The organism is Pseudomonas sp. NPDC087336 (assembly GCF_044744285.1).
GTDB lineage: Bacteria > Pseudomonadota > Gammaproteobacteria > Pseudomonadales > Pseudomonadaceae > Aquipseudomonas.
In genome coordinates this window covers 1-23,383 of the sequence record NZ_JBIUYA010000006.1, presented here as the reverse complement: position 1 = coordinate 23,383, position 23,383 = coordinate 1, and the positions used below count along the sequence as shown (strand labels likewise).

Here is a 23,383-nt window from a genome sequence, read left to right as displayed (position 1 = left end):
GTTTAGCAAAACAAACGAGCCCTTGGGCCTGGAGCGCTGCAGATCAGATCTTTTTCAGAATGGTGACGACGCAGGCGCCGCCCAACCCGACGTTATGCTGCAGCCCCAGTCGTGCGTCAGGTACTTGGCGATCACCCGCCAACCCGCGCAAATGCCAGGACACTTCAGCGATCTGCGCCAGGCCCGTCGCCCCCAATGGATGCCCCTTGGACAACAATCCACCGGATGGATTGGTGACCACCTTGCCGCCATAGGTGTTGTCGCCATCGAGAACGAAGCGTTCGCTGCCACCTTCGGCGCACAAGCCCAGCGCCTCGTAACTGATGATCTCATTTGATGAGAAGCAGTCATGCAGCTCGACCAGATCCAGATCCTGCGGCCCGACACCCGCTTGCGCATAGGCTTGCTGAGCAGCCCGCGAGGTCATGCCGGCACCGACCACTTGAATCATGCTGCCGGACTCGTAGCTTTGCGGTCCGTCGGTGGTCAGGCTCATGCCTGCGATTTCTACGCAATTGGCCAGGCCATGTTTGCGTGCATAGGCTTCGGACACCACCACTGTCGCGGCGGCGCCGCAGGTCGGCGGACAGCACATCAGGCGCGTCAATGGACCAAAAATGGCCGGCGAACCCATGACCTGTTCCAAGGTCAACGGGTCAGTGAACAGTGCGTAAGGGTTGCGCCCGGCATGGCTGCGAGCCTTGACCGAGACGCGACCGAACAGCTCGGCACTCACGTTGTATTTTTCCATGTACTCGGCACCCGCCCCACCGAAGTACTGAGGCCCAGTGGGCGCCAGCTCGTCCCAGCCACGGATGCGTCGAGTGGCCTCATCGATACGCACGGTGATCGGCGTGCGGGCAGCGGCATCACTGCCCGCCAGGGCACCGGGATTCATTTGTTCGAAGCCAACGGCCAAGGCTACATCGACAACGCCACTCATGACCGCCTGACGCGCCAGAAACAAGGCCGAAGACCCACTCGCACAGGCGTTGTTGACGTTGATCACCGGAATCTGTGTCAAGCCTGCGTGGTAAAGCGCCGTCTGACCGGAACAGGTGTCACCGGAAACGAAACCGGCATACGCCTGCTGTACCTGACCATATTCAATACCGGCATCCTTGAGGGCACTGGCAATCGCCTGCGCGCCCATGATGTCATACATTTCACTCTTGCCGGGCTTGGTGAACTTGACCATGCCAACACCGGCGACCAGAACTTTATTGCTCATGCTGCTCTCCACAGGACGATGCGCGTCCGAGATGAGTTGATCGGTGCTTACTTAACGAGCGAAATCCATGATTGTCAGAGCAGTTTCCGTACGGAAAACCTTGCCCTCTTCAGCGGCCAGACGCTGGGCACTGAACTGCGGATCGACGCCACCACCACGAATGCCTTCAGCCGACACCAGCTTCAGTTCTCGCACGCTCTGGCCAGAAGCAAACAGGCAATGCCCGGTGCGCTGGCCGGATAGCTCACTGACCATGTAAAGCACCACCTGGGCCACATGCTCGGGCGCCAACTGAGCCTTGCTGATTTCGTCCATCAATGGCGCGGTCAGCGCGGAAACCGCGGCCGGTGCGAGCGTCCAGACCCGCACGCCGAATTTGGCAGCCTCGATCGCCAGCACATTGGAGAAACCCCAGGCACCACATTTGGACGCTGCGTAGTTGGCCTGGCCAAAATTGCCAACCAGCCCGGACGTGGAAGAGGTGTTGACGATGACCCCGCCACCGTTCTCCTTCATCCAGCCAAATACCGGTTGAGTGACGGCGTACATGCTCTTGAGGTTGACCGCGATGACTGCATCCCAATCCGCTTCGCTCAACTTGAGGAACGATTTGTCGCGAAGGATCCCGGCGTTGTTGATCAGGATATCGGCGCGTCCAAAATGCTCCAGCGCGGTTGCGCACAAGGTCTGGCCACCTTCGACGGTGGAGATGTCCTGGGTGTGGGCGACTGCCTGGCCACCGCTGTCGCGAATCCCCTGAGCCACCGCCTCGGCAATATAGGCACCGTTTTCGTCGCGTCCCAGGTCATTGACCACAATGGCCGCGCCCTCGGCGGCCAGCAACGTTGCATAGGCAGCACCCAACCCGCGCCCGGCACCGGTGATGATTGCGACTTTCCCACTCAATAAAGCCATTGTCTGTCTCCAAAACGTTCTTGTTATGAGCGAGGCCTCGGACATCCAACTGAACCTCAGTCACTAATTTATGCCGAATGGCCTGTTTTTAGCGGCCTCACATGAATACTACACCGCATAACTGACTATTTGACAGTTTTAATCTTAGAGGCAATGCTATAGCTCAGCAACCACCCTGGCCGAGGAATAAAACGTGTCTCTCGATTACCAACGTATAAAAAACTGGCCCATTCCAGAGGCCAGACAAACCTACAGCGAACGCGACACCATCCTTTATGCATTGGGTGTCGGTGCCGCTACCTGCAACCCTCTCGCCGCCGAAGACCTGCAGTACGTCTACGAGCCTGGCTTGAAGGCGTTGCCGACCATGGCCAGCATCCTGGCCGGAGGCGCATCCTGGCTGGCCGATCCGGAAACCGGAATTGACCTGAGCAAGGTCCTGCATGGCGAACAGTTCCTGACCCTGCATCAGCCCCTTCCCGCTCACGGTGAAGTGATCGGCCGCGACCAGGTCGACGAAATTTTCGACAAGGGTGCTGACAAGGGTGCGGTGATGTACATGTCGCGGCGCATCTACTGCGCGCGCACCGAAACACTGCTGGCGACTTCGAAGTGGTCGACCTTCATGCGTGGCAACGGCGGCTTCGGTGGCTCGGCCGAAGGCCAGCCCAAACCACATCCAATCCCTACGGACCGGCCTTGCGATTTGAGCATCGAGCTGGAAAGCCGTCCTGAGCAGGCCGTGATTTATCGCCTGTCAGGAGATTTGAATCCCTTGCACATCGACCCGGCCTTTTCCGCCCTCGCCGGTTTCGACAAGCCGATCCTGCACGGCATGAGCAGCTATGGAATGGCTGGCAGGGCACTGATCAAGCTGCTTTGCGGCAACGACCCCGCTCGACTGCGGGTGCTGAACCTGCGCTTCGCCGCACCTATGTATCCCGGTGAAACGTTGCGTATCGAAGCCTGGCGCGAAGGCCCTGGCCAGGCCTCTTTCAGAGTGATTGCTACACAACGCGACATCACCATCCTCAACAACGGTTACGTTGAGTTCGACGCATGACTGACAACAGGAAAACCATCATGGAATACCAAGACATCAGCTACGAAATCATCGGCCACGTGGCCCGCATCAGTCATAACCGGCCCGGCAACGCCAACGCCGAATCGGAAAACTTGCTCGCCGAACTCGACCACGCACTGGATTTGGCGAAAAAGGACGACAATGTCCGCGTGCTTATCATTGGCGCCATAGGCAAGCACTTTTCGGCCGGGCACGACTTGATGGATGGCATGGAAAAACGCGGCGAATTCTCGCCCGAGCAGCACTGGCTGTGGGAAAGCGAACACTACCTGGGCAACGCCCTGCGCATCTGGGACTTTCCAAAACCAACGATCGCTCAGGTGCAAGGTGCCTGCATCGCCGGTGGTTTCATGGTCGCCAACATGTGCGACATCATGATCGCTGCCGACGACGCCTTCTTCAGCGACCCGGTCGCCCATAGCCTGGCTGCGGCCTCGGTGGAAACACTGGTCCATCCTTGGGTGATGGGCATTCGCAAAGCCAAGGAGTTTCTGTTCACCGGGCAGAGAATCAGCGCAACCGAAGCCAAGGAATGGGGCATGGTCAACCATGTGGTGCCACGCGCGGAACTTGAGCAATACACCATGAACATGGCCGAGCACATCGCCAAGGCACCGCCCATTGGCTTGCGCATGCTCAAGCGTTCGATCAATCGTTCGGCTGACATCATGGGTTTCCGAAATTCGATCATGGCGCACTTCGACACCCATATCCTCAGCACCTCGACCAACGAGCACTACGCCGTAGCCGCCGCCGGCATGCGCGCCTCGCTGGAAGCCGCCAAGAAAGCCCAATCCTGAGCCCCGACGGGCAGGCCTGCGGGCCTGCCCAACCGCGTCATCGTCTGGAGTAACCGTAGTGTCCCTTGATTATCAAACGCTAATGAACTGGCAGTTTGCGGCCTCCACTCGCACCTACAGCAGAGCGGACAGCATTCGCTTCGCCAAAGGTTTCGGTGCAGGCGTCGACCCCAGCTGGCGGGAAATCGATAGCCGCTTTATCGATGACAACCCGGCATTGACCGGCCTGCCAATGAGCGCAGTAGCCTTGGCTGATGGTGAGTTCTGGCAGCAAGATCCGCGCAGCGGGATCGTCTGGCAGCAGATGGTGCATGCCCAGGAGAGCCTGCGTGTGCATCGCCCTCTGCCGGTAGAAGGAAGTGTGGTGCTGACCCAGAAGATCAAAGACGTGTTCGATCGAGGGGACAAAGGTGCCTTGATGGTGCAGGAGCAACTGCTCAGCGATGAGCAGGGTCATCCGCTGGTGAGCATCGAAGTGACCACGGTATTGCGTGGTAACGGCGGTTTTGGCGGCCAGCCGCAACCCTCACAGCGCCCGGAAGCGATTCCTGATCGCCGTCCTGATTGCACGCTGGAAATCCGTACCCCCGAGGGCGCCGACACCTTGTTCCGGTTATCGGCCGACATTGCGGTCGCCGCGCAGGCGCAAGCGGACACGCAGCAATACATGCTGCGCGGATTGGGCTGTTTTGGTTTGGCCGGGCGAGGTGCTTTGCTAATGGCCTGCGACAATGAACCCGATCGCCTGCGCGCCATTGGCGTGCGCTATGCCGGGCCGATGCTGACAAGTGAAACCATGCGCATCGACTTGTGGCATGTGCGCCCGGGTTTTGCGCTGTTCAAGATGCACGCCTGCGAACGCGATGCGCCGGTGCTGAGCCACGGCTTCATCGAGTTCCACCCAACCTGAAATCAAGGCTGGGCTTCAGTCTCCTCCGGAGCTACAGCGTCTTCAGCTGTGGCTTTGGAAGCACCACGCTTGGGCTTGGCCAGCGCTGTCGCTTTCATGCTGGCGCTGTCGGAAGGCTGGCCGATCAGGGTCTGCACGACGATTCGAGCAATGGCCGCATTGACACGCTTGGCACCAAGCCCTCGTTCCATGACCACCGGATCCAGCGCTGCCAGGCGCTCCATTGCCGCATGCAATACCGTGGCCTCGGCATACGCGTCGCCTTTTTTGCGCCCGCCCAAAGGTGGGTTGACCGCCAGGATCAGCTTGGCAAAGCGTTCGATGAACGGGATATAGGTGTTCATACGCAGCTCTTCGAAACGAGGGTCGCCACGGTCGGCTTCCAGGTTCCGATAACGCAGTACTTCGCGGTGACGGCTCCAGACCATGTTCAATGATTCGATAATACGCAGCGCTTCCTCCTCGTAACGCGCAGGGTCCCAAGGCTTTTCAAGCAAGCGCGCGACTTCAGCCATCTCCTCGCCTGCATCAAGACTCAGCGCATACAGCACATCCTGCACATCATCGAAATACATATAAAAGCTTGCCGATGACGTACTCGCCGCCTTGGCAATCGCCACTGCGGTGATATCCGGCAGCGGGTGCGTATAGAGCAATCGGCGGGTGGCGGACATCAGCCGCTGCCGGGTTTCCAAGCCTTTGCGTCCGAGCGTCTGGCCTTGCTTGTTCATCGTGACGTCGTTTGCCATGGGTTGAGTCTCGCTCCATCAAATCGAAAAAATGCGGGTATCGCTAACCCGGAAACAAAAAATACTGCATCAACCGGTTCGTCAGCGCCAATTGGCACTCAAAAAACAACAATCGAACAGCTATTAGTGAAACCTATAGAAACTACCTCGCACACGCAACAGTTGTTTCCCTAACGATTCACTGCATAAAGGGCGAAGCAACCGCTTGCCGCGCGAAATCAATAACTGACATAATGCCAGTTATTGGTGATAACATATCTATGCCACACAGACACGCAAACCTTATCGGAAACAGCACTCAATACGCAGGAGACGGGCATGTCATCCATGGTTCAAGACAAAGTCGTCGTTATCACCGGGGCCGGTAGCGGTATTGGCCGCGAATATGCCCTCGCTTTTGCCGCCGAGGGCGCGCGGGTGGTCGTCAATGATCTGGGTCGCACCCCGGATGGCGGCAGCGCTGCCGAGGCCGTCGTCCATGAAATACGCCAGGCGGGTGGTGAAGCCGTGGCCAGCATTGAGAGCGTAGCCGAGTGGGACTCCGCACACCGCATCGTCGAATGTGCGCTGGATCAGTTCGGCCGAATCGATACGGTCATCAACAACGCCGGCATTGTGCGTGACCGCTTCTTCTTCAAGATGAGCCTTGAGGAATGGCAAGCGGTGGTCGACGTGCACCTCAATGGCTCGTTCTACGTCGCCCGTGCCGCCGCCCCCTATTTCAAGGAGCAGGCCAGCGGCAGCTACATCCATATGACCTCCACCAGTGGCCTGATCGGCAACCCCGGACAAGCCAACTACGCCGCAGCGAAAATGGCCGTGGTCGGGCTCTCCAAAAGCATCGCACTGGACATGAAGCGCTACAACGTGCGCTCGAACTGCATCGCCCCCTGGGCCTGGACCGCCATGACCGCTTCAGTGCCGACCGATACCCCCGAAGCGGCTGCGCGCATGGAAAAACTCAAACTCATGGAGCCGCGCAAGATCGCCCCGTTGGCCGTGTACCTGGCGAGCGACGCGGGGGCCGGTGTTTCCGGGCAGATCTTCGGTGTGCGCGCTAACGAAATTTATCTGTTCTCGCAATCGCGGGTCATCCGCTCGGTGCATCGCAGCGAGGGCTGGACCGCAGAAACCATCGCTGAACACGCGATACCGGCCATGCAGACCTCCTTTTATGCGAACACGCCATCACCAGAGCTGACGACCTGGGATCCGATCTGATCCCTAGTTCCCGACTTTGCAATCAGACACGAGATAACAAGATGAGCGAACTCGAAACCATTGGCATTGGCTTTCCCTGGGAAGACCTCCCGGTAGGGCGCACTTTCAAAACACTCGGGCGTACCGTGACCGAGGCCGACATTGTCAACTTTATTTCCGCGACCGGGATGCTCGAAGTGTTGTTCACCAACGTCGAGTTCCTCAAAGAGGCCGGCTTCAATGGCCGCCTGGTACCGGGTGGGCAAGTGTTCTGCTTCGCGGAGGGGCTTCTCTTCCAGACCGCCCTGCAAGGCGTTGGCGTGGCTTTTCTGCACACGGAGCTGGATATCAAAGGGCCGACTTTTGCCGGCGACACTCTGCACGTTGAAGTCGAAGTCATTGAGTCCAGGGCAAGCAAAGGCAAGCCTGGCATGGGGCTGGTGCGCACCCGCAATCAAGTGGTCAAACAGGACGGCACTGTAGTGATGGTCTATACGCCGCTGCGCCTGGTAAAGGGTCGCGCCAATCTGGCCGGCTGAACCCACTCAACGAGGCCACCCGATGAAACAAGTACGCTTGTATGGCATTCAAGATCTGCGAATCGTCGACGTGCCGATGCCTGAGGCCGGCCCGCTCGATGTGATTGTAAAGGTCGCTATGTTTGGCATCTGCGGCAGCGACCTTGGCTTTGCCCGCGACGGATACATTGGTCGACCGGGTGGTCAGCCACTACCGTTGGGGCATGAGTTGGTCGGCACCATTCACGCCGTCGGCCGTGATGTACAAGATATCCAGCCAGGCCTGCGAGTGGTGGTAGACCCCATGAAGGGCTCGAGCCGCATTGGTACCGGGGACCCTGACCACGGCGGCTTTGCCGAGTACTTGCTGGTGCGCAATGCACGACTGGGCGAAACGCTGTTTCCCTTGACCGACTCGCTGGACTTCCAGCGCGCCGTACTGACCGAGCCGATTGCCGTGGGTATGCATGGCCTGAACCAGGCTGGCGTTAACACTCAAGACCGTGCCGTTGTCTTTGGTGCGGGCCCGATCGGCCTGGGTGTGATAGCCGCATTGAAGTACCGCGGAGTGTCCAAAGTGGTTGCCGTGGACTTGACCGACGAGCGACTGGAGCGCGCCCGTCAACTGGGAGCGGACCATGTCATCAACCCCGGTCGTGCGGATTTGCAGTCAACACTCCAAGAATATCTGGGTATGCGAACCGCCAAGCTCACCGGGCTACCTGTGGTCGACGCCTCGTTGTACATCGACTGTGCCGGGCATGGCCCGCTGCTGGAGCAAATGGTGGACATGGCCGGGGAAAAATCACGGATCGTGGTACTGGCGACGCACAAGAAGCCGGTTCAACTGAACATGATCCAGGTGATGATCAAGGAGCTCGTACTGATCGGCTCCCTCTCCTATCCCGATGAATTTCCGGAAGTCATCGAGATGCTCAGCGATTCACAACTCGATATCACCCCAATGCTCAGCCACTCGTTCGATTTCGCTCAGTTCGCCGAAGCCTTTGCCATGGCCCAGGTCCCCGAACTGTCCGCCAAAGTCGTCGTCAGGGTGGCGTGACACTTAAACGACGACTCTCCATTTCCACGCGTTCAGAAGGTGCACGACGATCATGAAAAAGTGGCAGTGTTTTTTTTGCAGTTACATCTACGACGAAGCACTCGGCTCGCCGGCCGAGGGCATTCCCGCCGGCACGCGCTGGGAAGATGTCTCCGACGAGTGGATTTGCCCGGAATGCGGCGCCACTAAAGAAGACTTCACCATGCTGGAAATCGCCTGAAACAGCCAGTCGCCGGGAGACTGTAAATGAGCCAACCTCAATCCAGCTGCACACTGATTGTCGGCAGCGGCCATGCCGGCTGCGAAGCTGCCTTTTCGCTGCGCCAGAACGGTTACACCGGACGCGTCGTACTGATTGGCAATGAAGTCAGCCTGCCTTATCAGCGCCCTCCCCTGTCCAAAGGCTTCCTGGCGGGTACGGTCGATGATCAGGCTTTGCTCATTCGTCCCGCCGATGCGTATGAAAAGGCCAACATCGAGACGCGTCTCGGCGTTCAGGTGGTGGGCCTGAACGCTGCGCAAAAGACCATTCAATTGTCCGATGGCAGCAGCCTGGGCTACAGCCATTTGATTCTCGCCACCGGTAGCCGGCCAAGACATCTTGCCGACCTGGCCCCGGAGCGCCCTCTGGCGAACCTGCATTATTTGCGCACCCTCGCTCATGCGCAGCAGATGCGCGAACAAATGCTCGAAGGTAAACGCCTGGTCATCATTGGTGGAGGTTACATTGGCCTGGAAGTCGCCGCCGTGGCCCTCAAGCGAGGGCTCAAGGTCAGTTTGATAGAAAGCATGAACCGGCTTCTGGCACGTGTAACAGCTCCGGATGTCTCCAGCTTCTATCAGCACGTTCATCAGGCTGAAGGGGCAAAACTGCATCTCATTGCCAAGCTCGATCGTTTGAATCTCGATATTACGGGTGAACGGGTTGAATCGGTTCAACTCAGCGATGGCAGTGTGTTCCCGGCCGACCTGGTATTGGTCGGTATCGGTGCCATTGCCAATACCGAGCTGGCCGAGCAAGCAGGACTTGAAATCGACAATGGCATTGTGGTCGATGAAAACACTCACACCAGCGACCCATTCATTCACGCCATTGGTGATTGCTGCAGTCATCCAAGCGAGCTCTACGGTCGCCGGCTGCGCCTGGAGTCTATTCCCAACGCCATAGAACAGGCGCGGACGGCGGCACTGGCGATCTGCGCCAAGCCCTCGCCCTATCGTTCCGTACCTTGGTTCTGGTCCGATCAGTACGACCTGAAACTGCAAACTGTCGGCTTGTCACAGGGTCACGACCAGACCTGCCTGCGCGGCTCGCCGGCTTTGCGTTCGTTTGTCGTGTTCTACCTGCGCGAGGGCATGGTGATTGCTGCAGACTGCATCAATCGCCAATTGGAATTTGCCTTGATCAAGAAGCTCGTTCAAGGACAACACAAACCCGACATCCAAAGCCTTGTCGATGATTCAATGTCACTCAAGGACATCCTCGCTCAAACCACTACCCCCGCCTGACTGATGCAGGCCGCAGCGCCGGGTATCCGGCGCCGCCCTTCTACGTGTTGCTACTGGTCCTGGTAATAACCGACAGCGACCAGGTAAGCACCTACCCGGCGGAAAAACGCATGCTTGATCTCGATCCGGTTGGTCAACGGATTCATCCAGAGGTATTGATACTCTCCGGTGCCCTTGCGTTGGGAAATACGCAGAATCGGCGCCCCTAGTGGCTGGCCATGGTAGTCCTTGAGGGTACTGAAATCCACGCCCAGCATCCGCTTGTTGAGGCCATGAGCCACAAAGCGCCGACTGTTCAGATCAATCACGTAAGGGTACAGATCATCCTGACGAAACGCCGGGTTCGCTTGATTGATGGCATCCAGCGTCGAAGCAGGGTTGGATGCGATGGCATCGGCAACCTTGTCGAGCATCAACCGGGCATTTTCCGCAGACTCCCGTGAAATGAAGTAGCCCACGGCGAAGATTTTGTCATCGACGCGACGGTAGTAGACGACCTTGTTCTCGTCGCGATCGCCACTCCAGCTTTTCCAGTGGTATTGGGCCTTGCGCACGCCCTGGTCTGACTCGGTCCTCAGGGCCTCGGAGAAAGCCGTCTTCAATTCTTTTGGCAAGACCTCACCGACGTTCTTCCCGATCAGGTAACTGGAGGGACCGCCACTTGCCAGCATTACGCCACTGGTATTGAGCACCAACACATAACAGTTGTTATCCACAAAATCCCCCTGACGACTGAAAGCCGCCATGGCACTTTCGTGGTGCTCCTGATAATAAAGAACGGCACGCTCAAGCAGAGCCCTTGCCCCCTGACCATCGTCCTGAGGCGCTGCGGCCCCGGCCTGAACGGAGATCAGCAAAAATATCCAGCACGCCACCCGCCTGCCCGCCCCTTGAAACCGTTTCATGCACTGCACCTACGCCGTTAGATAAAGCTACAAATTAACTGACATAGTATCATTTGCTCTGAATTACCATGCAATTTACATGGCGCAAGGTGGTACAGCCTGTCACCAATCAGCCCATTAACTGACAATGTGTCGGTTATTACTTGCCGAGACACGGTAAAAGCCTTAATGTTCTCCCAGCTAAAAACAAAAACCTGAAGCAGCCCGTGATGCTGGCCCTGCCTAGCCAGCGGCAGCGTACGAAATGGAGACAGCAGCCAATGAAAGTCGATGACTTGATCCTGATTAGCGTTGACGACCACATCGTAGAGCCTCCCACCATGTTCGATCAGCACCTGACCGTGGAGCAAAAAGCCTTCGCTCCCAAAGTGCTCAAAGACAAGAATGGTGCGGACTACTGGCTCTTCGAAGGGCGTCGCGCTGGCAATATCGGATTGAATGCCGTGGTCGGGCGCAACCGCGAAGAATATGGCTGCGAGCCCATTTCATTCGAGCAAATGCGCAGAGGCGCATGGGATATCAAGGCGCGCATCGATGACATGAACGCCAACGGCCTGCTGGCTTCGTTGAACTTCCCTAGCGTCGTGACCTTCGATGGCAGTCTGTTCCACCAGTTCGATAACAAGAAAAACGCATTGACCCTGCTCAAGGCCTACAACGACTGGCATATCGACGAATGGTGCGGCAGCTTCCCGGGACGCAACATTCCCAATGCCATTGTTCCGTACTGGGACATCAACGCTACCGTCGAGGAAATCAAGCGTGTGGTTGCCAAGGGCTGCCACGCCATCAGCTTCACCGACAACCCGTCCCTCAAAGGCCAGCCGAGCCTGCACGACGCCCACTGGGAGCCGCTGTGGAAGGTCTGTGCGGAAAACAAGGTCGTCATCAACATTCATATCGGTTCCGGCGCCCAGGCACCGCATGCCTCGATGAACACTCCGATCGACGCATGGATCATCACCATGCCGATTTCCATCGTCAATTCGGCGGCCGACTGGCTCCACCTCAAGGCCTTGCAGCATTATCCAGACCTGAAGATAGCCTTGTCCGAAGGCGGCATTGGCTGGATTCCGTATTTCCTGGAGCGCGCAGACTTCGTGCACGACCACCACCGCGCCTGGACCTATGCCGATTTCGGTGGCAAGAAGCCAAGCGATGTGTTCCGCGAGCATTTCCTCACGTGCTTTATCGATGACAAGTTCGGCCTGAAAAACCTCGAAGACATCGGCGAAGACAACGTTGCCTACGAGTGCGATTACCCGCACTCCGATACCGTATGGCCGGAGTGCCCCGATCGCCTGATCGAAACAGTCTCCCACCTGCCGGCCAGCACCATCGACAAGATCACCCATGGCAACGCCATGCGTCTCTACAACTTCGATGCGTTCAGCCTGATGGGAGGCCGCAAAAACTGCACGGCAGGCGCGCTGCGCGCTCAGGCCACCCACATTGATACCCGCCCGCAATCGTTCGGTGGCCCGGCGCCGCTGGCTGAAGGCGAAACCCGTCGCTGCGTGACCTCGGGCGACATCATCAAGATGTTCACCCAGGTATCCAAGGAAGACGGCAAGATCGAAGCGTAAAACAACCCCCCTCACGGCTTAGCCGTGAGGGGGCATCCAACTTAACGATCGACATCGATCCGCGAATGAAAACCTGCGTTGATCAGGTTCTGATACTTGTTCAAATAATCGTAAGGGTAATGGGCAGCCGGCTTGCCTGACGCACCCAGTTCGGCCAGATACGCCGAGTCCAGATCAAACTCAAGACACCCCATATTGTCCACTAACTGAGCATGGGTCCTCACGCCCAGCAGCGGTATGACTCCTGCCTGCGCACGCAACCAGTTCAAAGCAACTTGCGCAGGAGTCCTGCCAATTTGCTTGGCGACTTTGCCTACTGCGTCAGCCATGACCAGCCCCCGCTCGTCCAGTGATTTCATTGCCGCGACATCCAGGCGCTTTCTCTCACCCCCTGCTACTTCGGTGCTGTACTTGCCGCTCAGGATCCCGCTCGCCAGTGGAGACCAGGCAGCCAGACTCAGCCCTTCGCTGCGGCACATCGGCAACACTTCATGTTCGATCGAACGCTCGAGCAAGTTGTACTCGGCCTGCATGGCGATAAAGGGTGTCCAGCCGTTGGCACGCGCCAATGTATTGCATTTAGCCACAACCCAGGCGGGGGTGTTGGAAATGCCGAGGTAAAGCACCTTGCCCTGTCTGACCAGGTCATCCAGAGCTCGCAGCATTTCCTCGATCGGCGTCAATGCGTCCCAAGCGTGAACCCAGAGCAAATCGATATAGTCGGTACCCAGGCGTCGCAAGCTTGCTTCGACCGAGCGGTTCAGGCTTTTACGATGATTGCCGCCGGCGTTGATGTCCTGGCCACCCGGAAGTGCCAGGGAATATTTGGTGGTTACCACCATTTGATCGCGATGGCCCTGCAACAATCGCCCCAGCATCTCTTCGCTGGCACCGCCTGCATAGATTTCATTGGCGGTATCAAGGAAGTTGCCGCCTTGATCGCGATAGTGCGAATAAAGCCTCGCCGCTTCGGCTTCCTCCGTGCCCCATCCTTGGTTGCCGAATGTCATGGTACCCAGGCACAGCTCCGATACCCGCAGGCCGGATCTTCCCAAAAGCTTGTAACGCATGATGCCTCCTTCAACGGTCAGCAGGGCGAGCTGACGCCCGCCTCGCTGCAAGTGGATCAGACCAGCTGTTCAAATTCCGGTACAGCTTCGAACAGATCCGCCACCAGACCGTAATCGGCCACCTGGAAGATCGGCGCTTCTTCGTCCTTGTTGATCGCAACGATCACTTTGGAGTCTTTCATGCCGGCCAGGTGCTGGATCGCGCCGGAGATACCGACGGCGATGTACAGCTGAGGCGCAACGATCTTGCCGGTCTGGCCGACCTGCATGTCGTTGGGTACGAAACCTGCGTCGACCGCGGCGCGGGAAGCACCGACGGCAGCGCCCAGCTTGTCGGCCAGGGCGTACAGGTGTTTGAAGTTGTCGCCGTTCTGCATGCCGCGGCCGCCGGAAACGACGATTTTGGCAGCGGTCAGTTCCGGACGATCGGACTTGGCCAGTTCTTCGCCAACGAAGCTGGAGATTGCAGCATCGTGAGCAGCAGCAACGGATTCAACCGAAGCCGAACCGCCTTCAGCGGCAACCGGGTCGAAACCGGTGGCACGCACGGTGATCACTTTCACTGCAGCGTTCGATTGAACGGTAGCGATGGCGTTACCGGCGTAGATCGGACGCTTGAAGGTGTCGGCGCTTTCTACCGAGATGATCTCGGAGATCTGGTCAACGTCCAGTGCAGCGGCAACGCGCGGCAGGATGTTTTTGCCGTTGGAAGTGGCGGCAGCCAGGATGTGGCTGTAACCCTTGCCAAGCTCGGCGACCAGTGGAGCAACGTTTTCCGGCAGCTGATGCGCGTAAGCGGCGTTATCAGCGTTCAGGACTTTGCTCACGCCAGCGATTTTCGCCGCGGCTTCAGCCACGGCGCCAGCGCCCTGGCCTGCAACCAGAACGTGGATATCGCCGCCGATTTTGGCAGCAGCAGCCACAGTGTTCAGCGTGGCCGGGGCCAGCACTTTGTTGTCGTGTTCAGCAATAACCAAGATAGTCATTTAGATTACCTTCGCTTCGTTTTTCAGTTTCTCGACCAGTTCAGCCACCGACTTGACCTTGATACCCGCGCTGCGTGCAGCAGGCGCTTCGACTTTCACGGTCTTGTTGGTGGAGGCGGTGGAAACGCCCAAAGCGTCCGGAGTCAGCGTCTCGAGAGGCTTCTTCTTGGCTTTCATGATGTTTGGCAGGGACGCATAACGCGGCTCGTTCAAACGCAGGTCGGTGGTGACAATGGCCGGCAGTTTCAGGGAAACCGTCTGCGCGCCGCCGTCGATTTCGCGAGTCACGGCAACGCTGTCGCCGCTGATTTCGACTTTCGAGGCGAACGTGCCCTGACCGTAGCCGCTCAATGCAGCAAGCATCTGGCCAGTCTGATTGTTGTCGCTGTCGATGGCCTGCTTGCCAAGGATCACCAGCCGGGGCTGTTCCTTGTCGACAACGGCTTTCAACAGTTTCGCAACGGCCAGGGACGTCAGGTCTTCGGCGGATTCAACGAGGATTGCGCGGTCGGCACCCAGAGCCAGCGCGGTGCGCAGCTGCTCCTGAGCGGTGGACGGGCCTACGGAAACGACGACGACTTCAGTCGCGACGCCCTTCTCTTTCAGGCGTACGGCTTCTTCCACTGCGATTTCGCAGAACGGGTTCATCGACATCTTGACGTTGGCGAGGTCGACGCCGGAATTGTCCGCCTTGACTCGAACCTTGACGTTGTAATCGACCACCCGTTTGAGAGGGACCAGGATTTTCATGTGCATTCTCTATTTGGCGATAACAGGAAAAAAAGGCCGAAATGACCTGCCACTCCACTCTTGTTCCCGCCTGAAAAAATGTCAACATCCAAGGCGCCAATAACTGACTTTTTGTTATTTTTTTGATAAAAAGCCAGCTATAGTATGAACGTCACCCTTCGACTGAATCCTGGAGGTACACCCCATGCTTTACGCCTATCAACAATATTTGATGGCCTGTGAAAAAGCAGGCATGGCACCGAGATTCCTGAATGCAGAGCAAACAAATGGCCTGATTGAGCTGCTTCAGAACCCACCAGCATTTGAAGAGGCTGTGCTGGTCGACCTGTTTGCCAATAAGGTTTCGAGTGAAACGAAAGCCATGAAGCTGAAAAAGAGTTATCTCCAGGCAATTATCTCTGGCGAAATCTACTGCCCAATCATTGGAAAGCAACGGGCCAGCGAGATGCTGGAGCAATCGCCGGACGATGCCGAACTCATGTAAGGGATTTTCCAATGCCTCGCTTCAGACAGCGTGCCTCGGAGGAGCTTCAGGCTGGGGACAGCTTCACAGCTTCCCGCCGCTTTAACCTTGAAGACATCCAGCTTTTCACGAGAATTTCTCGGGACTATCAACCTGCATTTTTCGATGCGTGTTGTGTCGAGGCCGCTGTTTTTAAAGCACGTGTTTCCCATGAGTTGTTGACGGCCAGCCTGGTCACCGAAATCGGCAGGAAAATTGGCTGGGTAGGTGACCGCATCACCTTCCACTTCACGCAGCCGGCCTATACCGGGGACATGATCACCTGCCACTGGGTCATCAAGACTTTGGGCAATCAAGGCCGTGCAATCGCCAAAATCACGATGACCAACGAAGCGGGAATGACAGTAATGGACGCCGAAGCCTGCGGGGTTGTTTCGTCGTTGGCCGGTCACAACAATAAGAAAGGGTTGTCTGCCCCAATATGAATATCCTTTACGACGAACGCGTTGATGGGGTTCTCCCCGCCACCGATAAACACGCGCTTTTGCAGGCATTGCGTGAGCAAATACCCGACCTGGAAATCCTTCACAGCCTTGAAGAACTCAAACCATACGAGTGCGACGGTTTATCCGCCTACCGCACCACACCCATGCTAGTGGTGTTGCCTCGCGAAATCGAGCAGGTCGAAAAACTGCTGAAGATCTGCCATCAGCAGCGTGTTCCGGTGGTACCTCGCGGAGCCGGCACAGGCCTGTCGGGCGGTGCACTGCCACTGGAAAAAGGCGTGCTTTTAGTGATGGCGCGCTTCAACAAAATTCTCGACATCGATCCTGCCGGGCGGTTTGCCCGCGTACAACCGGGAGTGCGCAACCTGGCGATCTCTCAAGCTGCCGCCCCGCATGGTTTGTATTACGCCCCAGACCCTTCCTCGCAAATTGCCTGTTCCATTGGCGGCAACGTCGCGGAAAACGCTGGCGGTGTGCACTGCCTGAAATATGGCCTGACCGTGCACAACCTGCTGAAAGTGGAAATGGTCACGGTGGACGGCGAACGCCTGACCCTGGGCTGCGATGCCCTCGACTCGCCAGGTTTTGATCTGCTGGCACTGTTCACCGGCTCCGAAGGCATGCTCGGGGTGATCACCGAGGTGACCGTCAAGCTGCTACCCAAACCACAATCAGCCAAGGTGCTGCTGGCGGCATTCGACTCCGTTGAAAAAGCCGGACGTGCCGTCGGCGATATCATTGCCGCCGGCATCATCCCCGGTGGCCTTGAGATGATGGATAACCTGGCGATCCGCGCCGCCGAGGACTTCATCCACGCGGGTTATCCAGTCGACGCCGAAGCCATCCTGCTGTGCGAACTTGACGGCGTCGAAGCCGATGTCGACGACGACTGCGAGCGTGTCCGACAGGTGCTGGAGCGAGCCGGTGCCACCGAAGTGCGCCAGGCCAAAGACGAAGCCGAACGCGTGCGCTTTTGGGCCGGACGCAAGAATGCCTTTCCCGCTGTCGGGCGCCTCTCGCCGGATTACTACTGCATGGATGGCACCATCCCGCGCCGCGAACTGCCCGGTGTTTTACGAGCAATCGCCGAGTTGTCCGCCGAATACAACCTGCGCGTCGCCAACGTGTTCCACGCCGGCGACGGCAACATGCATCCGCTGATTCTGTTCGATGCCAATACCCCTGGAGAACTGGATCGCGCCGAAGCCCTGGGCGGCAAGATCCTCGAGTTGTGCGTGAAGGTCGGTGGCAGCATCACCGGCGAACACGGTGTGGGCCGGGAGAAAATCAACCAGATGTGCGCCCAGTTCAGCAGTGACGAATTGACTTTGTTCCACGCGGTCAAGGCGGCCTTCGACCCCAGCGGCCTGCTCAACCCCGGCAAGAACATTCCCACCCTGCATCGATGCGCCGAGTTCGGCGCCATGCATGTGCACATGGGGCGGTTGCCCTTTCCTGAACTGGAGCGCTTCTAATGCCTGGCCAACATTCCAACGACGCTAGCGCAGAGCTCTTGCAACAGGTTGAGCATGCCCTGCGCAGCCATGTTTCATTGCGCATTCAGGGCGGTAACAGCAAGGCTCATCTGGGTCGCGAGGTGCGCGGTCAACTGCTCGATACCCGTGCGCATCGCGGCATTGTGACCTACGACCCTACGGAATTGGTGATCACGGCACGCGCCGGCACGCCGTTGGCCGAATTGAACGCAACGCTGGACGCCGCCGGGCAAATGCTGCCGTGCGAACCACCCCACAGCGATGACGGTGCCACCCTGGGTGGCCTGGTTGCCGCCGGCCTGTCGGGGCCGCGCAGACCGTGGGCCGGCTCGGTTCGCGACTACGTGCTGGGAACCCGCGTCATTACCGGTCATGGCAAGCATCTGCGCTTTGGTGGCGAAGTGATGAAGAACGTGGCGGGCTACGACTTGTCCCGCTTGATGGCAGGCAGTTTTGGCTGCCTGGGGCTGCTGACCGAAGTGTCCCTCAAGGTCCTGCCAAAGCCGCGACATAGCCTCAGCATCACCCTGGAAATGAGCACCGAGCAGGCCCTGCTGAAACTGGCGGAGTGGGGGCAACAACCCATCCCCATCAGCGCGGCCAGTCATGACGGACAACGTTTGAATCTGCGTCTGGAGGGCGGCGAAGGCTCGGTAACGGCAGCGCATGATCGTTTGGGCGGCGAACTGCTCGACGCCGGTTACTGGAGCGAACTGAATGCCCAGCGCCTGGCATTTTTTGCCGATGACCGCCCGCTTTGGCGCCTGTCACTGCCGACCCACATCGGCCCATTGTGCATGCCAGGCGAGCAATTGATCGATTGGGGCGGTGCCCAGCGCTGGCTGAAATCCAGCGCCGCAGCCGAGACCATCCGCGCCATTGCCAGGCAAGCTGGAGGACATGCCACCTGCCATACAAATGCCGAGCAGCCCTTCCAGCCACTGGCGGCACCGCTGCTGCGCTACCAGCAATCGCTCAAGTCACAACTGGACCCACAAGGGATTTTCAATCCAGGCCGAATGTACGCAGAGATCTGATCATGCAAACCACCTTGAGCGAAAAAGCCCAGCGCCTGGAGCGCGCCGAAGAAGCCGAAAGCATCTTGCGCAGTTGCGTACATTGCGGTTTCTGCAATGCCACCTGCCCGACCTACCAACTGTTGGGTGATGAACTGGATGGCCCGCGCGGGCGCATCTACCTGATCAAGCAAGTGCTGGAAGGTAACGAAGTCACGGCCAAGACGCAACAACATCTGGACCGTTGCCTGTCATGCAGAAACTGCGAAACCACCTGCCCATCCGGCGTGAACTATCACAACTTGCTGGACATTGGTCGTGCCGTGGTCGATCAGGCAGTTCCGCGCAGCACGGGTCAGCGCATGTTGCGCCAGGGCTTGCGGGCTTTGTTGCCCAACCCACTGCTGTTCAAGCCCTTACTGAAAATCGGCAAAAGCTTGCGCCCCATACTGCCGCAAACCGTAAGACTGAAACTGCCGCGGCACATTACCCAAGCGAAGCCCAGGCCGACGCGAAAGCTTGCAAGAAAAATGCTGATGCTCGAAGGCTGCGTGCAGCCAAGCTTGTCCCCGAACACCAATGCTGCCACCGCGCGGGTGCTGGATCGCGTGGGCATCAGCATCACGCCAATCAGCCAGGCTGGATGCTGCGGCGCGGTTGACTACCACCTCGACGCCCAGCAAGCGGGGCTGGAGCGAGCCCGGCGCAATATCGACGCCTGGTGGCCGGCCATCGAGAGCGGGGCCGAAGCAATCGTGCAAACCGCCAGCGGCTGCGGTGCTTTCGTCAAGGAGTATGGCCATCTGCTCAGACATGACCCGGCGTATGCCCAGAAGGCTGCCCGGATCAGTGCCATGAGCAAGGATCTGGTCGAGGTCCTGCAAGCGGAGCCTTTGGAACAACTTGGCGCTCGCAGCGAGCAACGCCTGGCCTTCCATTGCCCGTGCACACTGCAACATGCCCTCAAGCTCGGCGGCGCGGTCGAGAGTGTGCTGACTCGCCTGGGATTTCATCTCACCGCTGTGCCTGACAGCCATCTTTGCTGTGGCTCTGCCGGCACCTATTCAATCACCCAACCAGCGCTTTCGCGTCAGCTGCGCGACAACAAGATCAAGGCGCTGGAAAGCGATTCACCCGCCGTCATTGCCACCGCCAACATCGGTTGCCAAACCCACCTCGACAGTGCCGGCCGCACCCCGGTACGGCACTGGATCGAAGTGGTGGAAGATGCCATTCACTCACAGGAAAACCCATGAACAGCAAAGCCGTATTGAGCCAGAACGAAGTCGGCCTGATCCTCGCTGCCGCGCGCAGCGAAGCCCAGCTCAACCAATGGAATGTCTGCATTGCCGTAGTGGATGATGGCGGTCATCCGTTGGCCCTTGAGCGCCTGGACGGTTGCGCGCCTATCGGTGCCTACATCGCCACGGAAAAGGCCCGGACTTCGGCCCTCGGCCGACGCGATTCCAAAGGCTACGAGGAGATGGTCAACGGGGGGCGCAGTGCATTCCTCTCGGCGCCCTTGGTGACGTCTCTCGAAGGTGGCGTACCCATTGTTATCGAAGGTCAAGTAGTGGGCGCAGTGGGTGTTTCCGGCGTCAAGGCCGTTCAGGACGCACAGATTGCCGCGGCCGGCGCCCGCGCCTTGAATTGAGAGAAGAATAGATGACTGATTACGCAAAACTTCATGGCCTGCAAGTCGCACCTGTCCTGCAGGCATTTATCGATGAAGAAGTCCTGCCCGGCACAGGCATTGACGTCCAAACCTTCTGGAGCGGGTTCTCCGATCTGGTCCAGGAATTGGCGCCGACCAACCGGGCTTTGTTGGCCGACCGCGAACGTTTGCAGCTGGAATTGGACATCTGGCATAAAGCCAATCCAGGCCCCATCACCGATATGCCGGCGTATCGCGCGTTCCTGTCCTCAATCGGCTACCTGCAACCACAACCTGCGCAAGTACAGGCCAGCACCACCAAAGTTGATCGCGAAATCAGCCAACAGGCAGGGCCGCAGCTGGTCGTGCCCGCCATCAACGCACGGTACGCCTTGAACGCAGCCAATGCGCGTTGGGGCTCCTTGTATGACGCCCTGTACGGCAGTGACGTGATCAGCAGCGACAAAGGTGCCGAATCCGGCATGGAATACAACCCGGTGCGTGGCGCCAAAGTGGTGGCCTTTGCTAAAGCCTTCCTAGATGAAGCCTTGCCATTGCAATCAGGTTCACACGCCGACGCCACTTCGTACCGCATCTTAGGTGGTGCTTTGGCTGTCATACTCAAAGGCGATCAGCACACCACGCTACGTCAGCCCGAAAAATTGGTGGGTTACCAAGGTACGGCCACCGCACCGACGGCCATCGTTCTGCGCAACAATGGCTTGCATATCGAGATCCAGATCGATCCGGGCAGTCAGATCGGTCGCAGCGACGCCGCTTCGGTGAAAGACCTGCTGATCGAATCTGCATTGTCGACCATCATCGACTGCGAAGACTCCGTCGCTGCAGTCGATGCGGACGACAAGGTACGGGTATATCGCAACTGGCTGGGGCTGATGAAGGGCGATCTGTCGGAGACGCTGGAGAAGAACGGCAAAACCGTGACCCGTCGGCTCAACACGGACCGCGAATACACCGGCATCGATGGCGCGGCCTTCAAACTGCACGGCCGCGCCCTGCTGCTCATTCGCAACGTCGGACACTTGATGACCAACCCGGCCGTGCTCTATGGCAATAACCGGGAAATTCCCGAAGGCATTCTCGACGGCATGGTCACCAGCCTGATCGCCTTGCACGATCTAAAGCGCCAAGGCAACTCGCGCACCGGCAGCGTCTACATCGTCAAACCGAAAATGCACGGGCCAGCCGAAGTCGCCTTCGCCGAGCGCTTGTTCAGCTGTATCGAAGACGTGCTGCAGCTTGAGCGCCACACACTGAAGATGGGCATCATGGACGAGGAGCGCCGTACCAGCGTCAACCTCAAGGCCTGCATTGCTGCAGCTGCGTCACGTGTCGCCTTTATCAATACGGGCTTTCTAGATCGCACTGGCGACGAAATACATACAGCCATGGAAGCTGGCGCAATGCTTCGCAAAGGCGACATGAAAAGCACCGCCTGGATACAAGCCTATGAGCGCAACAATGTACTGGTCGGCTTGAACTGCGGATTACGCGGCCGAGCACAGATCGGCAAAGGCATGTGGGCCATGCCCGACTTGATGGCTGCCATGGTTGAGCAGAAAATCGCGCACCCGAAGGCAGGCGCCAACACCGCTTGGGTGCCATCCCCTACCGCTGCGACTTTGCACGCCTTGCATTACCACAAGGTCGACGTAGCGGCGATTCAACAACAGCTCGAGGGAATTGACCTGGCAGCAGTTCGCGACGACCTGCTCGATGGCTTGCTGACCGTGCCAGTTGCTGTCGACGCCAAATGGACGGCAGAGCAAATCCGCGAAGAGGTGGAAAACAACGTTCAGGGACTGCTTGGCTACGTCGTACGCTGGGTCGAGCAAGGCGTGGGTTGCTCAAAAGTGCCGGATATCCATGATGTCGGCCTGATGGAAGACCGCGCCACATTGCGGATCTCCAGTCAGCACATCGCCAACTGGCTTCGCCATGGTGTGATCGACCAACAGCAGACGCTGAAAATTCTGCAGCGTATGGCGCATGTGGTGGATCAGCAAAATGCTGGTGACCCTCTGTATCGACCGATGGCTTCCGACTTCGAAGGCTCGGTAGCATTCCAGGCGGCTTGTGCTCTTGTGTTTGAAGGGGGGCACCAACCAAGTGGTTACACTGAGCCCCTACTGCATCGCTTCCGTGCCGTATTTAAACAACAGAAATAAATGCTGATCGAATTCCCTTACCTAGTTTAAGAGAAAAACAAAGCCCTGGAGGTTCGCGGCTCCAGGACTTCTATTTTCGTCTCCATCCCTTAATGGTTTGACGAACGTAACCAAAACATTACCAGCGTCGTTTTAATATTTCACTACGACTTAGGTTAAACGTGTTTGGCAGGAAGCATCGGAGAGAACTGCTTAACCCTTACCAATCAGTGGTTCGGGATCAGCGACTTTTGGCCGATCATGGTTAGCCAAGACGGTTAATCGATACTGGAGCTCAGGAAGGGCTCGGTCAGCCGGTCGACCCGTCGCTCTTCGAGCTGCCCTGCCCTTAGTATCTCGTCTGCATGGGGATAATGGCGTAACAGCTGACGGGCCTGACGGCGAATGGACTCAGACAGCGCGGAATCTTGCGCCAGCTCGACCAAGAGATCTCGCGTCTGAATCAGCGCTCGTGTGTGCTAGCTCGGCATGGTCATATTCTGCTCCTCGCACGAACCGTGCACGGTCCAGCCGCCCTGAACTTGAGGGCTTTCGAAAGTTTTCTGCCCTGTAAGACACTTCAAGCCTACACCGAAAACCAGATTGCACATCGACGCAATCGCCCGGATCGGCAAGTGCTATTTCGTGAATCACCACCACTCTCCTCCCCGGCGTACCGCCAATTGCGCCTCCGCACGCCAAAAACGCTATGAGGTTTGAGAATCTTATATTCTCAAACCTGTTGATTTGCAGTTGTCCACCTGTCAATAAGCCTGCTGTACAGCTGTAATCACGTAGGCCGTA

The 23,383-nt window shown here is 58.0% G+C and carries 24 protein-coding genes; 16 read left to right on the top strand and 8 right to left on the bottom strand.

The window, feature by feature from the left end; translation table 11 throughout:
* Positions 1–43 precede the first annotated feature (43 nt).
* Together ACIO0C_RS07635 and ACIO0C_RS07630 are read right to left on the bottom strand one after the other, a co-directional pair.
* The gene (locus tag ACIO0C_RS07635; RefSeq protein WP_401309841.1) at positions 44–1,231 is read right to left on the bottom strand and encodes a thiolase C-terminal domain-containing protein; all 1,188 of its coding nucleotides are present in this window, start codon (positions 1,229–1,231) and stop codon (positions 44–46) included.
* A gap of 51 nt (positions 1,232–1,282) precedes the next feature.
* On the bottom strand, positions 1,283–2,146 hold the full coding sequence (locus ACIO0C_RS07630) for an SDR family NAD(P)-dependent oxidoreductase (RefSeq protein ID WP_401309838.1): 864 nt from the start codon (positions 2,144–2,146) through the stop codon (positions 1,283–1,285).
* Positions 2,147–2,339: 193 nt separating this feature from the next.
* On the opposite strand from ACIO0C_RS07630, the gene ACIO0C_RS07625 reads away from it, so the two are divergent.
* From ACIO0C_RS07625 to ACIO0C_RS07615, 3 genes are read left to right on the top strand one after another with little or no spacing between them, the layout of a single operon-like run.
* Complete coding sequence (locus ACIO0C_RS07625; RefSeq protein WP_401309836.1) at positions 2,340–3,209, top strand: MaoC/PaaZ C-terminal domain-containing protein; 870 nt, start codon at positions 2,340–2,342, stop codon at positions 3,207–3,209.
* Between the two features lie 20 nt (positions 3,210–3,229).
* Positions 3,230–4,030, top strand: coding sequence for an enoyl-CoA hydratase (locus ACIO0C_RS07620; RefSeq protein WP_096511940.1), 801 nt, complete (start codon positions 3,230–3,232; stop codon positions 4,028–4,030).
* A gap of 58 nt (positions 4,031–4,088) precedes the next feature.
* Entirely contained in the window at positions 4,089–4,940 is an 852-nt protein-coding gene (locus ACIO0C_RS07615; protein WP_401309833.1) for a hypothetical protein, read from the top strand.
* A 2-nt stretch (positions 4,941–4,942) separates the two neighbouring features.
* Here the strand turns inward: ACIO0C_RS07615 and ACIO0C_RS07610 are convergent, their stop codons facing one another.
* Positions 4,943–5,689: a TetR/AcrR family transcriptional regulator gene (locus ACIO0C_RS07610; RefSeq protein WP_401309830.1), complete on the bottom strand. Its 747-nt coding sequence runs from the start codon at positions 5,687–5,689 to the stop codon at positions 4,943–4,945.
* Positions 5,690–6,007: 318 nt separating this feature from the next.
* On the opposite strand from ACIO0C_RS07610, the gene ACIO0C_RS07605 reads away from it, so the two are divergent.
* From ACIO0C_RS07605 to ACIO0C_RS07585, 5 genes are read left to right on the top strand one after another with little or no spacing between them, the layout of a single operon-like run.
* Positions 6,008–6,910 carry an SDR family NAD(P)-dependent oxidoreductase gene (locus tag ACIO0C_RS07605; protein WP_401309827.1) on the top strand — a complete coding sequence of 301 codons (903 nt, stop codon included), beginning with the start codon at positions 6,008–6,010 and terminating at the stop codon, positions 6,908–6,910.
* A gap of 41 nt (positions 6,911–6,951) precedes the next feature.
* Positions 6,952–7,428, top strand: a complete 477-nt coding sequence (locus ACIO0C_RS07600) for a MaoC family dehydratase (protein WP_401309825.1) — start codon at positions 6,952–6,954, stop codon at positions 7,426–7,428.
* A 22-nt stretch (positions 7,429–7,450) separates the two neighbouring features.
* Positions 7,451–8,470 (top strand): zinc-binding dehydrogenase, encoded by a 1,020-nt coding sequence (locus tag ACIO0C_RS07595; RefSeq protein ID WP_401309822.1) that lies wholly within the window; start codon positions 7,451–7,453, stop codon positions 8,468–8,470.
* 52 nt (positions 8,471–8,522) lie between these two features.
* Positions 8,523–8,690 carry a rubredoxin gene (locus ACIO0C_RS07590; protein ID WP_401309820.1) on the top strand — a complete coding sequence of 56 codons (168 nt, stop codon included), beginning with the start codon at positions 8,523–8,525 and terminating at the stop codon, positions 8,688–8,690.
* Between the two features lie 26 nt (positions 8,691–8,716).
* Positions 8,717–9,979: an NAD(P)/FAD-dependent oxidoreductase gene (locus tag ACIO0C_RS07585; RefSeq protein WP_401309817.1), complete on the top strand. Its 1,263-nt coding sequence runs from the start codon at positions 8,717–8,719 to the stop codon at positions 9,977–9,979.
* Between the two features lie 50 nt (positions 9,980–10,029).
* On the opposite strand, the gene ACIO0C_RS07580 is transcribed toward ACIO0C_RS07585, so the two are convergent.
* Positions 10,030–10,884, bottom strand: coding sequence for a cache domain-containing protein (locus tag ACIO0C_RS07580; RefSeq protein ID WP_401309814.1), 855 nt, complete (start codon positions 10,882–10,884; stop codon positions 10,030–10,032).
* Positions 10,885–11,144: 260 nt separating this feature from the next.
* Between ACIO0C_RS07580 and ACIO0C_RS07575 the strand changes: the two genes are divergently transcribed.
* A complete protein-coding gene (locus tag ACIO0C_RS07575) occupies positions 11,145–12,470 on the top strand; it encodes an amidohydrolase family protein (RefSeq protein WP_401309812.1) in 1,326 nt (441 codons plus the stop codon).
* 41 nt (positions 12,471–12,511) lie between these two features.
* On the opposite strand, the gene ACIO0C_RS07570 is transcribed toward ACIO0C_RS07575, so the two are convergent.
* From ACIO0C_RS07570 to ACIO0C_RS07560, 3 genes are read right to left on the bottom strand one after another with little or no spacing between them, the layout of a single operon-like run.
* The gene (locus tag ACIO0C_RS07570; RefSeq protein ID WP_401309809.1) at positions 12,512–13,540 is read right to left on the bottom strand and encodes an aldo/keto reductase; all 1,029 of its coding nucleotides are present in this window, start codon (positions 13,538–13,540) and stop codon (positions 12,512–12,514) included.
* Positions 13,541–13,596: 56 nt separating this feature from the next.
* Positions 13,597–14,526: an electron transfer flavoprotein subunit alpha/FixB family protein gene (locus tag ACIO0C_RS07565; protein WP_401309807.1), complete on the bottom strand. Its 930-nt coding sequence runs from the start codon at positions 14,524–14,526 to the stop codon at positions 13,597–13,599.
* Complete coding sequence (locus ACIO0C_RS07560; RefSeq protein ID WP_401309804.1) at positions 14,527–15,276, bottom strand: electron transfer flavoprotein subunit beta/FixA family protein; 750 nt, start codon at positions 15,274–15,276, stop codon at positions 14,527–14,529.
* A gap of 184 nt (positions 15,277–15,460) precedes the next feature.
* Between ACIO0C_RS07560 and ACIO0C_RS07555 the strand changes: the two genes are divergently transcribed.
* The 7 genes from ACIO0C_RS07555 to ACIO0C_RS07525 are packed head-to-tail and all read left to right on the top strand — an operon-like array spanning position 15,461 to position 22,600.
* On the top strand, positions 15,461–15,760 hold the full coding sequence (locus ACIO0C_RS07555; RefSeq protein WP_096511950.1) for a hypothetical protein: 300 nt from the start codon (positions 15,461–15,463) through the stop codon (positions 15,758–15,760).
* Between the two features lie 11 nt (positions 15,761–15,771).
* Positions 15,772–16,224, top strand: a complete 453-nt coding sequence (locus ACIO0C_RS07550) for a MaoC/PaaZ C-terminal domain-containing protein (protein WP_401309801.1) — start codon at positions 15,772–15,774, stop codon at positions 16,222–16,224.
* Entirely contained in the window at positions 16,221–17,720 is a 1,500-nt protein-coding gene (gene glcD / locus ACIO0C_RS07545) for a glycolate oxidase subunit GlcD (protein WP_401309798.1), read from the top strand. Before ACIO0C_RS07550 ends, glcD begins: the two co-directional genes overlap by 4 nt.
* Complete coding sequence (gene glcE / locus ACIO0C_RS07540) at positions 17,720–18,778, top strand: glycolate oxidase subunit GlcE (protein WP_401309795.1); 1,059 nt, start codon at positions 17,720–17,722, stop codon at positions 18,776–18,778. Before glcD ends, glcE begins: the two co-directional genes overlap by 1 nt.
* Before the next feature lie 2 nt (positions 18,779–18,780).
* Positions 18,781–20,013 carry a glycolate oxidase subunit GlcF gene (glcF, locus tag ACIO0C_RS07535; protein ID WP_401309792.1) on the top strand — a complete coding sequence of 411 codons (1,233 nt, stop codon included), beginning with the start codon at positions 18,781–18,783 and terminating at the stop codon, positions 20,011–20,013.
* Positions 20,010–20,411 carry a heme-binding protein gene (locus ACIO0C_RS07530; protein WP_401309790.1) on the top strand — a complete coding sequence of 134 codons (402 nt, stop codon included), beginning with the start codon at positions 20,010–20,012 and terminating at the stop codon, positions 20,409–20,411. Before glcF ends, ACIO0C_RS07530 begins: the two co-directional genes overlap by 4 nt.
* Positions 20,412–20,422: 11 nt before the next feature.
* Positions 20,423–22,600, top strand: coding sequence for a malate synthase G (locus ACIO0C_RS07525; protein WP_401309787.1), 2,178 nt, complete (start codon positions 20,423–20,425; stop codon positions 22,598–22,600).
* A gap of 257 nt (positions 22,601–22,857) precedes the next feature.
* Here ACIO0C_RS07525 and ACIO0C_RS07520 read toward each other — a convergent pair whose 3' ends face one another.
* A complete protein-coding gene (locus ACIO0C_RS07520; RefSeq protein ID WP_401310311.1) occupies positions 22,858–23,046 on the bottom strand; it encodes a BPSL0761 family protein in 189 nt (62 codons plus the stop codon).
* Positions 23,047–23,383: the final 337 nt, after the last annotated feature.